The 12,916-nt window shown below is 43.1% G+C and carries 11 protein-coding genes; 3 read left to right on the top strand and 8 right to left on the bottom strand.

Translation table 11 applies throughout. The features are described 5' to 3' along the window. Positions 1-61: 61 nt before the first annotated feature. The 5 genes from R4I06_RS03195 to R4I06_RS03175 form a co-directional block, all read right to left on the bottom strand. Entirely contained in the window at positions 62-2,569 is a 2,508-nt protein-coding gene (locus R4I06_RS03195; protein ID WP_334414105.1) for a hypothetical protein, read from the bottom strand. A 306-nt stretch (positions 2,570-2,875) separates the two neighbouring features. Next, positions 2,876-3,262 (bottom strand): hypothetical protein, encoded by a 387-nt coding sequence (locus tag R4I06_RS03190; protein ID WP_334414104.1) that lies wholly within the window; start codon positions 3,260-3,262, stop codon positions 2,876-2,878. A 703-nt stretch (positions 3,263-3,965) separates the two neighbouring features. After that, positions 3,966-4,112: a hypothetical protein gene (locus R4I06_RS03185; RefSeq protein WP_334414103.1), complete on the bottom strand. Its 147-nt coding sequence runs from the start codon at positions 4,110-4,112 to the stop codon at positions 3,966-3,968. 745 nt (positions 4,113-4,857) lie between these two features. Further along, the gene (locus tag R4I06_RS03180; RefSeq protein ID WP_334414102.1) at positions 4,858-5,577 is read right to left on the bottom strand and encodes a 16S rRNA (uracil(1498)-N(3))-methyltransferase; all 720 of its coding nucleotides are present in this window, start codon (positions 5,575-5,577) and stop codon (positions 4,858-4,860) included. 11 nt (positions 5,578-5,588) lie between these two features. Further along, a complete protein-coding gene (locus tag R4I06_RS03175) occupies positions 5,589-6,062 on the bottom strand; it encodes a peroxiredoxin (protein WP_334414101.1) in 474 nt (157 codons plus the stop codon). Between the two features lie 302 nt (positions 6,063-6,364). Between R4I06_RS03175 and ileS the strand changes: the two genes are divergently transcribed. The 3 genes from ileS to R4I06_RS03160 all read left to right on the top strand — a co-directional run bounded on the left by ileS (position 6,365) and on the right by R4I06_RS03160 (position 11,063). Then, on the top strand, positions 6,365-9,637 hold the full coding sequence (gene ileS, locus R4I06_RS03170; RefSeq protein WP_334414100.1) for an isoleucine--tRNA ligase: 3,273 nt from the start codon (positions 6,365-6,367) through the stop codon (positions 9,635-9,637). 184 nt (positions 9,638-9,821) lie between these two features. Beyond that, entirely contained in the window at positions 9,822-10,448 is a 627-nt protein-coding gene (locus tag R4I06_RS03165) for a hypothetical protein (RefSeq protein ID WP_334414098.1), read from the top strand. A 24-nt stretch (positions 10,449-10,472) separates the two neighbouring features. Next, positions 10,473-11,063: a hypothetical protein gene (locus R4I06_RS03160; RefSeq protein ID WP_334414097.1), complete on the top strand. Its 591-nt coding sequence runs from the start codon at positions 10,473-10,475 to the stop codon at positions 11,061-11,063. Positions 11,064-11,134: 71 nt separating this feature from the next. Here R4I06_RS03160 and nuoI read toward each other — a convergent pair whose 3' ends face one another. From nuoI to R4I06_RS03145, 3 genes are read right to left on the bottom strand one after another with little or no spacing between them, the layout of a single operon-like run. Further along, positions 11,135-11,635 (bottom strand): NADH-quinone oxidoreductase subunit NuoI, encoded by a 501-nt coding sequence (gene nuoI / locus R4I06_RS03155; protein ID WP_334414107.1) that lies wholly within the window; start codon positions 11,633-11,635, stop codon positions 11,135-11,137. Then, the gene (lepB, locus tag R4I06_RS03150; RefSeq protein ID WP_334414096.1) at positions 11,635-12,459 is read right to left on the bottom strand and encodes a signal peptidase I; all 825 of its coding nucleotides are present in this window, start codon (positions 12,457-12,459) and stop codon (positions 11,635-11,637) included. Before lepB ends, nuoI begins: the two co-directional genes overlap by 1 nt. After that, the gene (locus R4I06_RS03145) at positions 12,416-12,865 is read right to left on the bottom strand and encodes a HesB/IscA family protein (protein WP_334414106.1); all 450 of its coding nucleotides are present in this window, start codon (positions 12,863-12,865) and stop codon (positions 12,416-12,418) included. Before R4I06_RS03145 ends, lepB begins: the two co-directional genes overlap by 44 nt. Between the last annotated feature and the right edge of the window lie 51 nt (positions 12,866-12,916).

The raw sequence follows: 12,916 nt of genomic DNA, 5'->3' as shown, positions 1-12,916 counted from the left end.
ATTAAAAGCAACAGAGCCATCCTATGAAGCTTGAAAAAAAGAAGCAGACATGGGGATAAACTTACCTAAATCGACACCATCCCTTGTGCACTCGCTCTTTTCTCATATTTGATATGTATGTATCGGTAGTTTCTCGCGCGCAGTACTTATCACTGTAGTCATAGACGCAATCAACGGTGCCTTCTTTAACAAAAACTGCGTTCGCAAACCCAAATTGCATATTTTTGTCCTTGATGAAGGTCCTATATCCGGTATAAGCGTCTTCTTCAATACGAGCACCGCACCCCTTAGCAAGTCTGTCGAGAGCCAGGGCATAGCGAGGGTTATTGAAGGGAAAACCTGGCCCCTTCTCCCCTTTCATACATGCAGCACCATCTACGCTATTTTTCTCACCCCAAGCCTGTTTACTGTTCGCAGGTGCGTGCTTACCGTACGCATCTAAGAAATACTTAAGAAACTTCTTCTGATCTTCAATGATTCCTTTCTTACAGTATGTACTTGTTTTACTTAACAAGCCAAATCTTGCTTCATCAAAACACAAAAGCCTCCACTCCTTTGTTTTCATAAAACGCAATGATAGCCCCTCACATCTCTCACCACGAGCATAAGAGGCCTTAGGCATAAACGAAGAAAGATATGCTATCAATAGTTCATTACATCCAGCCTGAGCCATAGCCAGTGCAAAACGTATATAAGTCTCTCTGTCGGCAAACCTGTATTTGAAACATGCACTAAAGCGATACGCATCCTTGATATCCGCCTTTAGGGGTCTAAAGGTAAGGTAATCTCGCAAATCTTCACCGACTGCTGGGTGTATTTTACGCAAGAAGGCCATGGAATCTGGATCCTGGAAGTGGATCCTGGAGATCATATGCTCACCACTCTCAGTCATTTCACTGCACTTACTTCCAAAAACTGTGGCGGTTGGGCACACTTTTTCTGGAACGCTGAACCCCTTGTAAAAGAGCTTCCCATTGTTATTGAAGCCAAGATGCTTAGTAGGGGCACTTTTTGCAGCCATTTTTTTTGCTTGGGTGTATCCGTAACGAAGCGCTACTACATTCTTAAACTCAACCATCCAAAACAAGCAGTCCTTTTCAAATATGTCACGACCTTTTTTCCCGGCACTGCTTTGCGTTTTGGTTTTATCTACTACCTTTGGAACAAAGTAATGCAGCACTGCAACTGCCATTGCTATTCCTATAATAGTGGCAAGAACACATGCAATATACGCATGGATGCCCACATTATTAGTCTTATTACTGCATACCTTGAACACTATGGCCATCGCGCTAATACATGCACAAACTGCAGCGACACCAAGGCCACTCTCTATCAAGTGGAAAAAGGACTTTTTGTGCTCCTCTTTCTCCTCTGTCGTTATTACACTTTCAGGAGCTTTATTACGCTTTTTCAGCAGGCGCTTTAGGGCACGAAAACTACTTTTTTTCTTAACCTCACTATCACTACTATCATCATCTGAGACTGACCGAGTTTTCGCTCTATTCATCTTCTTCACCAGTCCTTTTAACGCAACAAAAGGACGTGGCTTTCCTTTGCTGCTGCCTTTTTCACACTCAGAACCATGTCCTGGAATAGTGTTGCTGGAGCCTTTCACACTTCCTTCAAAATCAAGGAAGCTACCTTCAATCTCTCGATTACTCACGTAGAAATCACTCCTAGAGGCTGCTCTTCCCTGCTCTCCAATCAGTAATTCTTCTTCAGAAGTGCTACTATATCGCTCTACTGCCTTGATCTCATCTTCAGAGGCGGATTCTTCTTCAATACTGTCTTCGGAGCCTCCGCTCCCTACTTTAGATACTAGGGGCTTGCCCACATTAAGATCCTTCTTGATGCCACCAAGAAAGAATCTTGCAAATCTTCCATTGCTCTTTTTTGGTTCTTCATGATCGTTAGCAGCGGACCTCTCTCCTTCAGAATCATCCACAGAAGCCTCGCACGGAACTCTCTCAGATGGTCCTTCTTTTAGAGAGAAAGTACTATTGTTTATTGCCTCACCGAAGTCCCCAAACGGGTTATCCACATTAGAAGCAGCCTGTGCGCGAAAACCCATACCAAATAGTCCCTCTAAATATCCCCGTCTATGGCCTTCATATCCCATAGATTTATCTTCAAGGCGCCTACTATCGATTATTCCACCACTTCCAAAAGCGGCTTCCTCTACTGCCCGTACATCATACTTGCCACTTCTACTTCTTCTCATGTTCTTAAAGAAAAAAACCCTGCTTTTTCTCCTTTCTTTGCTACTCTCATCCATAACATTACCACTTAAAACTTCTCTCTTCCCCTCATCCACTAACCTTTCCTTTAAGGGAGACATCTTCTTTCCCACTACCAAATCGCAGTCCCTTCTCTCCATCTTCGCGAGAGTGAGTTCCTTGCTTTTAATCTCTTTGCTACTCACAACATCCACAAAACGGCCTCCCCTTAGACGAAGAGTTTCTAAGGTTCTCATCAGGATCCTCCGCCACACTATCATTACGACGGATCTAAATCCCTCTTCAGTAGTACCTGCATCGTCCTTCAATACGAAACGTAGGCCCATCATCCTACCAAGACTCGCACCTCTAATAGCTTTCCTAAATATGCTTATTCATGGGTACATACTATTCAAACTCATCCTCAACGCCACTCCTGTTAACATCTCTATCTCTAGAATCCTTGGGATCACATCTAGAACCGGTGAAATATCGCACTAGTAGCGCCGCCAGTTACTCCTCTCCCTCAGCTTCTGTAGTTCCTTTTCTCTTCACATTTTTCCCATCTGTCACAAGGCTTGCATTAGGGCAATTCACAATCCAATAAAGAACAGCCCCCCCCAGATTATTTCCATATTAGCCTGTTCACGGCCTATTTAAACAAGCTCTTCCATAGATTCAGTACTCAGCAAGTTTATCTTCAAAATCACTCCTGTGAGAGGCAGCTCCTTTAGCTCTTTGAACAGCGCAATTACGAAAGGCATCGTACGCACTGCGGACTTTATACACCAACTCCCGCCCTGATAGAGATTCAGGATCAATAACAGCATCACAGCCAATGGCATTCTCCCTATTTTCTCGGGTTCCATGGCTTTACTTACCGCATTATCACCAATACTACCTACGATGAACCCTGCACTATAACTTCTGGGAGAACTTATGCCGTAGCGGCGGTTCACGGGCATAGAATGACCTTCAACTACATACTTACTACACTGATCCGTGGACACACTTGCTGCATAACCCACTCTCTTAGCCACCATACAAAACTGATGCCCCCTTCTAACCACAACAAAAGGATAGACAACCCACATTGCAGGCACACGCCTGTAGAAACCGGCAGTTCATAGCTAACGCACGGTGATAATCCGCATGTAACGTGAAAATTAAGAGCTAAAACACACACACGCGCATTACCGCACGTCTCATTATAGCATATAAAGCATAGTCATTGCCATTACTAAGTATGCATTTCTCAACTATTGCTAGACATACTGGGATCATTCTTATCGTAGCGCCCGTTCTATCGCAACACTTGCCATTTATGGAGTTCCTGGGTTCCGTTTATATGTCATATGCTAATTTTCGCGGTTTTTATCTGCAGAACACCATTTTCCCTCTTAATAAGAGATGCGCTACATGCCCTCGCGAGATTATAACTTTTAAGATATAGTGCATGAGATCGGACATGCTGCTTCACAAACTATTGTTTCCTGCTCGAAACAGGACACTCAAAGAGATATCAGTGCTGCGCGAGCCATGCATCTCACGCGGGTGCACGGCTTTTTTTCGCTGTGCATAGTCGTTGCCTTTGGGGATCCTGATACCCAGCAGCACGATGCTTTTCTCCCTCCGAAGATGCATCATGGTAGAGCAAACTATGGCTTAAACCCAGCACTAACAGAGAGGTCCACTAACTTCGTTGCATGAAAGTCCATGTGCCTAGTTATCCGAACTTAGAGCAGATCATCCCCGGTTAGCGTTCATACTGAAGATGTACCATAAAGAGAGCAAAGTATGGCTTTTAAACCCCACAGGTCCACTAACTTCATTGCATGGAAAGTCCATGCGCTCAGCTACCCCAACTATGAGCAGATCATCCCCGGTTAGCATTAGCACCTACTAATAGTGTTTACTGCTTCCTCGCAGACCATCTGCTATCCAAAAATCAACCTCTACCACCACTTAAGTGTGGTAGACAGCACCATTTAAGCCCTTTATCGCGCTTGCAGCACAAGCGACAGTGTTTGGAGTGTCTCAGAGTTTTAGATCTAAAAATACAGTCATCCCTATATTTATTATCTTACTCTCACCCGCTATATTAGCGGTCAAAACTAAACCTTAGTGCACAATTGCAACTCTACTTGGAATGGCGCAGGATAGGTCTATCGCCTTTCTATATCTCCGTATCCAATGCGCAAATTATAACTCTCATTGCTTGACATTGTAATTTCTGCAGCATTTATCAAGAAGTCAGAAGAAATTCCCCCGTGGTTTGCAGTCTGCAGAACAGATTATCTCTTGTATGTACCTGTAATACTCAAAAATCTTCTGATCTATAAACATTTATTGTACGCTTCAACACAGTATAACTAACGCAACCTCAATGCTGGTATATAAGCCATTGTGCACAGAGTAATCCCTGAATATTGGGATTAGGATGCATCACCTCGTAAAAATGAGTCGTATGTTTAGCATGAGTACACACTTCCACATGCAAGCAATGTTGTAAACCATTGTGTACCGAGTAATTCCTGAGTATTGGAATTAGGATGGGCCACCTCGTGAAAGTGGGTCGTATATTTAGTATGAGTACGCGCCACCCATGTAAGCAATGTTGTAACCCAGTACGACTGATTTAAGCGTAGTACTCATTTACATACGCTAAAGCCGCTACAACTGCAGTATCAACTCTGAGTATCCTAGTTCCAAGAGACATCTTCTCGCAGAAGCTCTCTGCCTGGCATAACTCATTGTGGGAAAAACCACCTTCCGGACCTATGACTATGCACAGATCACCCTCCCCACATATAACGTCCTTAGGCTTCCTGCCTCCCCCAGTCTCATCGCATAATATTGTCCTATAGCCCAACTCCGGAATCTGATCATATGTTCCGACTGATGCAATCTCTGGAATGTCTAGTCTACCACATTGCTCTGCTGCTTCTATAGCCCAAAGTCTGCACTTTTCTATATTTACGTCATTTACCGAAGAGTATTCCGTGCGCATAGGTTTTATCAAGGTGACACCGAGCTCCGTAGCTTGGCGCACAACATTTCTCATCGTATCTGCTTTCACCAGAGATATACATAGAGCAAGCTTTCTACTGGGAAAATACTCCTTCATAAGCTCATTCACCGACACTTCTACCCGATCCCCAGCAATGTTGGAAATCACGCAAGACCACTCACCTGAAATACCATCAAAAAGCAACGCTGTGTCACCTAATTTCGCGCGCATCACATTCTTTATGTAGTGTGCCTTCTCAGAAAAGAGGCGCACTGAAGCGCCCTTCTGCAATGGGCTGTCACCATTATAGTACAATCTTATTTTTGAGAACTTCTTCTTAAACGTCATGAAATCCTAAATTACAAGCTACCAACTTCCTTTAGTACTTCATCAACGTGATCCTGTACTTTTACATTCCTCCAAACTTTTCTTATGGTTCCACTCGTATCTATTAGAAACGTAGATCTTTCAATTCCCATGTATTTTTTTCCAAACATGCTTTTTTCGACCCATACGCCATAAGCACGCGCTAACTCTGCATTTTCATCAGAAAGTAATTCAAATGGTAACCCATATTTTCTCTTGAAGTTCTCATGTGAGGAAATTCCGTCTTTCGATACTCCCACGATAACCGTATTAAGGCTCAAGAAACTCTCATACTTATCCCTAAAATCCTGAGCTTCCTTTGTACATCCTGGAGTGTCGTCTTTTGGGTAGAAGTAAAGTACAACATTCTTATGGCCAACATAAGGACTGAAGAACGATAGATAATACTCTCCTATGGAATCGCCAGATACGAAACCTGGTGCTGTACTAGATTCCTGAATTCCCATAATGACCTCTATGCTAGTATATACATAGATAATATACCCACTACGTGCATTCACCAATATATAATAATTTTCCACATGGTACTTGCGATCCTTTTAAAGACGTTACTACCTAATACATTACTACATACCATTTTCATAATAACGCCCTATAGTAGCTCAGCTTATGTGAATACGTATATTTGAAAGGGCACTACTTCTCATAGAACTTTTGTTCTTACATGTGCTACTGAAGAAAAGGTCTTACCTGTTTCAGGAAAAAATATGTATATTCAGAACTTGTGGCAACAATGCGAGAGTGAACCGTGAAATATTACCCAACTGTCAGCGGAAATCCAGACTTTCCTACAGTTGAAAGGGAAATTCTTGAATACTGGGATAGCAACGATACTTTTAAAAAGTCCGTGAGCAGCAGACCTGAAAGTAACAGATTTACGTTCTACGACGGCCCCCCTTTTGCAAATGGCCTGCCTCACTACGGACATCTGTTAACGGGATTTATAAAAGATACCGTAGCAAGATACAAAACCATGCGCGGCCTGCGGGTTGAAAGAAGATTTGGATGGGATTGTCACGGATTACCCGTAGAAATGCTGGCAGAGAAGGAGCTCGGGGTATCAGGTAGAACAAATATAGAAAAATTTGGGATAGATAAATTCAATGAGTATTGCAGGAATTCTGTGCTCAGATTTTCCCAACAATGGCAAGATTACGTAAGAAGACAAGGGAGATGGGTAGATTTTGAAAATGGTTACAAGACCATGGAAAAGAGTTTCATGGAATCTGTAATATGGGCATTCAATGAATTGTGGAATAAGGGGTTGGTGTATGAATCACTGAGGGTAGTCCCTTATAGTTGGGCATGTCAAACTCCCCTATCAAATTTTGAAACTAGACTGGACAACTCTTACAAAGAAAAAGTAAGCAAATCCGTGACAGTAAAATTTGAAATCATCGGAAAGCCAGACTTCGTACCCGGCGACGTGGAGTCCTGCAAAATTCTAGCATGGACAACCACTCCCTGGACTCTGGTAGCAAACCTAGCGCTAGCTGTAAATGATAACATAAAGTATGTGGGCGCTGTAGTAGGCACAGAATTGCTGATTTTCTCCGAAAATTATCTAGAACACTTTAAGAGTTACTGTACAAAAACTGGAATAAGCTACTGTACAACTGTCCCAATTCCATCATCTGCATTGGTTTCACTTCGGTACAAGCCATTGTTCCCCTATCTGGCAGACTGTAAAAACTCCTTTAAGATACTAAATGCGGAATTTGTCACTGACGACACCGGAACAGGAGTAGTACACATGGCTCCAGGGTTCGGTGAAGACGACTTTATGGTGTGTAAGTCAAACAATATACCGGACATTTATGATGATGTGTGTAAGCTCCTGTCTGTAATATGCCCTATAGACGACTTTGGAAGGTATACGTCCAAAGTGTCAGACTTCGCTGGAGCCCATGTGCTCGACGTTCACGATGAGATTATAAAATACTTGAAGAAGAGCGGAGCATGGTTTGAAACAAGCCAATATACTCATAGCTATCCGTATTGCTGGAGAACAGATACCCCTCTACTGTACCGCGCAATGTCGTCATGGTACGTGGAAGTAACAAAAGTTCAGCAGCGGATGATAGAGCTTAATGAGAACGTGAATTGGATTCCAGAACATATAAAACATGGTCAATTTGGCAAATGGCTTGCAGGGATCAGAGATTGGTCTATATCGCGCAACAGATTCTGGGGCACACCCATACCAGTCTGGAAATCAGATAACCCAGACTATCCGCGAGTAGATGTGTATGGTTCCATAGAAGCATTAGAGAAAGATTTTGGCCCTGTGGAGGATTTACACCGCCCATATATAGACAACTTAGTGCGTAAAAATCCTGATGATCCTAGCGGCAAATCGATGATGCGCAGAGTACCAGACGTCTTAGACTGTTGGTTTGAATCTGGTTCCATGCCTTATGCTCAGATTCACTACCCATTTGAGAACAAGACAAAGTTTGAAGAAGGCTTCCCGGCTGATTTCATTACAGAATATGTATCACAGACTAGGGGATGGTTCTATACGCTATTCGCATTGTCTGCATGTATTTTTGACCAGCGTCCGTTCAAGAATTGCATTTGCCACGGTGTAGTGCTGGACATAAAGGGGCAAAAACTATCGAAAAGATTAAATAACTATCCTGATCCCATGGAGATGTTTGAGAAGTACGGATCAGATTCGGTGAGATTTACCATGTTATCTAACTCTGTGTCCCATGGAAGAGATCTGCTATTGGACAAAGAAGGAAATGTGGTCCGTGAAACCTTGAAGAATGTCATAAAACCTCTGTGGAATAGCTACAGCTTTTTCACGGTCTACGCAAATGCCGACAAGGTGAAAGGAAGCATTCTGAACAGTATCGCTGATGTAACAAACATAATGGATCAGTACATCTTATATGAGTGTACAATGCTGGTGAAAGGCGTCCTTGCTGCTATGGAATCACCTGAAGCCACATATGATGCATACGATATAAAGTACGCGTGTGCGCAAATCGTACAGTTTACTGAGAAATTGAATAACTGGTACATCAGAAGATCCAGGGAAAGGTTCTGGTCTGAAGAAAAGTCAAAGGACAAACTTGATGCCTACAACACACTTTACACCGTATTACATTGCTTGATCAAGGTAGTAGCGCCCTTCATGCCATTCACTGCTGAATCCATGTGGCAAGGCCTAAATTTTGGATGTGAAGAGTCTGTACATCTGGCTGAATTTCCCCATAGATGCATAGATGGCATAGTATCAGAACATGAAGGAAATGCGAGACGCATGAGATTGGTAGCAAACGTGTGCAGTAGCATTTTGTTTTTGCGCAGTGCAAACAATCTACGTGTCAGGCAGCCATTAAGTGAAGCTGTGATCTATCCCTACAAATGCGACATGCTTCTCAATCTCACTCATGAATACAAAGACATAATAATGAGCGAAACCAACATAAAGACACTAACAATATCAGATACTATTGAGAGCGTTGCATCTTTTGACATCAAGCTTAACTTCCCTGCCCTAGGAAAAAGAATTCCTAGCCATATGAAGCGAGTAACAGCACTTGTGAAGGCTGGAGAATGGTGCTTGCGCGATGGGGGAGACTTGTTAGTTGGGGAAGAAGGCGCTGAGCATTACATTATAGACAAGGAAGAGTTTTCCTTAAATCTGGAAGCCAATGATAAATACTCTTGCATGCTCACATCTGAAGGAATGCCCATAGGAGTTGCACGTATAGACCACAATTTGACGAAAGATCTCATACTGGAGGGAATAGCCAAGGATTTGGTGCGTGTTATACAGCAAACTCGTAAAGAGCTAAAACTTGATATGCTCGATAGAATAGAGATTACGATATCTACACAGAGTCTCGAAATATCCGAGGCATTGCAGACATGGAAAAATTTTATAATGCAACACACATTGTCAGAAAAGCTTACACAAGCACCGGAAAATGCGGATCTTACTTCTAAGGGAAGGGTTCTACAGGTAGCAGAAACAAATATTGTCCTGTTACTTTGCAAAATCACCTAGAACTTTCTGCATACCATATTTTGCTGAAAAACAGATATATACGTGTCATAGTTTACATATTAGTTGTTGTAGTTTATCACGTCTGTTATCGCGAACACTGCAAAACTTGCATTTAGAAGTGTAGATCAATGGGGTACTTTCGTACTATAATAGAATAGTCTTTGTCCAGCAAAAGGTAATTGCAGTGCATTTATTAGGCTTACTTCTAGATACTATAAGAGGAATTGTGCGTTACATTGCTCCACTGTTGCGTTCAGCTTACGTGTATTTTAGATTCCGTCACTACTTCGGTCATAGTGGCCTTAAACTGCCGAGGTGGGCACAGATTACTTCGTATGTTAGCATGGCTGCTACCGAGTGCAAGGGTTTCTTTGAGTCGTGCTATAGCAGGCTAAAGCAGTTTGCGCAAGCTGCAAAATCATTCTTATGCTCATTATTGCAGCCTTGCTTCGCGCAGCGCTATAGATCCAGTGACTATAACTACGAAGATGCTGTAAGTATTACAAGTGATGACGTTGTATCCTCGCTTGATTTCGCTAAAATGCACGCAGCTTTTTCTCCTGCAAGAGCAGGATGTTGGAACGAGAAACCACAGTTTGATAGTGACAACGAGCTTGGTTCTGATGATGAGCTTAATAATCCTGATTACGCTAACGAATCTACTGCCCTCTTGAGGGGCTACGATAGCAGCAGCGATGATATAGACTATCAAACAATTAAAAAAGAAGCTCGCAGTGGTAGCCATGTTGTTACTTCAGCACTAGTACACAAGGTAAAAGACACTTGTAGTGACCGAGAAATATCAGTATGATGGCGATACAAATTGTGGTGTTCTGTGGGTAAAAAAGGATTTACAAAGACCGCTAAGTCGTCTTTTTGCTCGTTTTTTATGCGCTGCAAATCTGGTGGCCGTCCGGAGGTTGACAGCCCTGATGATGCGGCCAGTGTAGCAAGTGATGACAGCATATTAGCTGGTTTCGTTAGTAAACCTGAACCCATTTCTCCTACTATTAAGGCTGAAGTGCTAAAGTCTGAAGCTTCTGAAGCGCCCTCTCGCTCTTTATTTAGGCATCCTCTTCTATGCTGCGTTAAGTTTAGCCGCCAGAAAGTTGATAGCCGCTATGATGTAGTCAGCGTAGCGAGCAATGACAGCGTGCCATCCTATTCCGACAATGAACGGCACATTTCTGTTGCAAGGGCTGCATGCAGGAACGAAGCCCCAGATGCTGCCTTGGCCGCCGCCGAAACCTCAATTCTGAAACGGCGTACTAGTAATGCAAGCACCGTAAGTCTAGGAAGGCATAATAGTGATTGCAGTAGTGATGATGGTTATATTGGAGGAAGAGCTCGCGGTAGCACTATTACCACTTTCGCATGTGTGCATAGGGTGGACGACAAAGTTAATGACCTGGAGATGATAGTATAGAGATATGCGTTCGCGGCACTGCTGCCGTCTTTAAAGCAGCACTCTGCGCAGCAGAGCTTTTCTACGTTTGATTAGTAATATGGCTGATTCTTCTTTATCCTGTATTCTAGAGCTTCTTCCCACACTTCGCCATTTAGCAAAAGCTTTTCCTTATTGTACATCAGCTCTTCTCTGGTTTCTGTTGCGTATTCAAAATTAGGCCCCTCGACTATCGCATCTACTGGACAGGCTTCTTGACAGAACCCACAGTATATACACTTGGTCATATCTATATCGTATTTTACAGTTCTACGACTTCCATCAGCCCTCTCCCCCGCTTCTATAGTTATAGCCTGAGCTGGACATATTGCTTCACATAGCTTGCACGCTATGCAACGCTCCTCACCACTTTCGTACCTGCGTAATGCGTGCTCACCACGAAACCTCGTGCTTATAGGACCCTTTTCAAACGGGTACTTGAGTGTCACCTTGGGCTTAAACATACTCATGAGCGTTAAGACGAAGCCTTTGGTATTGATGTAAAGGAATCTAAAGAATCCAGCCACACCAAGACATAGCCGCTTTATAAACATCACCTGACCCGATGAAAAACCCTGTCAAACCTTATTTCGAAAGGCCACCATCCATCACCTTTCCTAAAAGAAAGCGCTACCATGAGGGCCTTACCTACTATGTTATCAATAGGTATATTACCAACTTCCGTGACAAATCTGCTATCCCTAGAATCGTCTCTATTATCACCTAGGACGAAAATATGCCCCTCTGGGACAACGTATACCGGCGTGTTATCTAGGGAACTGTTCTCCCTTTCATCAAGAATCTCGTAGGACCTTCCATTGTACAGAGTCTCTAAATACCTCTTAACTACCTTTCCTTCACGCTCTACAAAGTCTTCAATCCTGTCATAGCCCATTTCTACACCATTTATGTACAGGTGACCACCGGAAATCTGCACCTTGTCTCCTGGCAGCCCCACAACCCTCTTTATGTAATTAGTAGTAGGATTAGAAGGTAGCCTAAACACTACGACATCACCCGCATTAGGCTGCGAGTACCATACCCTACCCTCCAGAGAAACAATGGGGGACAAAACCCAATGCACAAATCTAGAAATGAAAACTGGACCTATGGAATACTTGCTGTACCCATAGTTATACTTACCTACAAACACATAATCGCCTACAAGGAGGGTGCTCTTCATAGATCCAGACGGGATGTGAAAAGGTTCGAAGGCAAAGCTACGAAACGCTATGACCAACAGCGCCGCAACACAAAAAGAAGAAAATACACTACGCAGCCCCGCAAACCTTCCCTTGATGGTATCCTCACCACTCACGGAAGAGCTGCCCTTACTAGAGCGAAAAGCTATTACCACATCCACACCCAAACTTTGCATCAGGATTGTTCACTACAAACCTAGACCCATTTATGTCTTCTACGTAATCTATGGTGGAATTCTTCAGAAACTCCTTTGAATGGCTATCAATACGGAGAATAGGAACGCCCTGCCCGTCGGACAACACTAAATCGGACCCTCCACTGACTTCATCGCCATATTCATCATCTTCTTCGTCAAACTCGCTATCGTCAGGTTCGTCATCATAATAATCTTCTTCGATGTCATCTTCTGCATCATCTGAAGCGTCCATTCTTTCGGTAGTAAATTCATACTTGAATCCTGCACATCCACCACCGCATACAGAAACCCTAAGTACAGCGGGAAAGTTTTCCCTTTCCAAAACGGATTTGATCTTATCAATAGCACAATCCGTAACTACGGGACCATCAATCTCAAAAGCCATACCACGACCAAATCTAGAATCCAGAACGCACGATTTTACACATGTACAGGC

Source organism: Anaplasma bovis (assembly GCF_036903315.1).
GTDB classification, from domain to species: Bacteria; Pseudomonadota; Alphaproteobacteria; order Rickettsiales; family Anaplasmataceae; genus Anaplasma; species Anaplasma bovis.
The sequence above is the reverse complement of the archived record's forward strand: the minus strand, read 5'-3'. Positions and strand labels throughout refer to the sequence as shown.

Coding starts and splice junctions, on each gene's coding strand:
- R4I06_RS03145 (WP_334414106.1), bottom strand. CDS start 12,865: ATGGCTTTTGAGATTGATGGTCCCGTAGTTACGGATTGTGCTATTGAT.
- nuoI (WP_334414107.1), bottom strand. CDS start 11,635: ATGTTTATAAAGCGGCTATGTCTTGGTGTGGCTGGATTCTTTAGATTC.
- R4I06_RS03195 (WP_334414105.1), bottom strand. CDS start 2,569: ATGATGGGCCTACGTTTCGTATTGAAGGACGATGCAGGTACTACTGAA.
- R4I06_RS03180 (WP_334414102.1), bottom strand. CDS start 5,577: ATGACGTTTAAGAAGAAGTTCTCAAAAATAAGATTGTACTATAATGGT.
- R4I06_RS03190 (WP_334414104.1), bottom strand. CDS start 3,262: ATGGTGGCTAAGAGAGTGGGTTATGCAGCAAGTGTGTCCACGGATCAG.
- R4I06_RS03185 (WP_334414103.1), bottom strand. CDS start 4,112: ATGCTAACCGGGGATGATCTGCTCATAGTTGGGGTAGCTGAGCGCATG.
- R4I06_RS03175 (WP_334414101.1), bottom strand. CDS start 6,062: ATGGGAATTCAGGAATCTAGTACAGCACCAGGTTTCGTATCTGGCGAT.
- lepB (WP_334414096.1), bottom strand. CDS start 12,459: ATGCAAAGTTTGGGTGTGGATGTGGTAATAGCTTTTCGCTCTAGTAAG.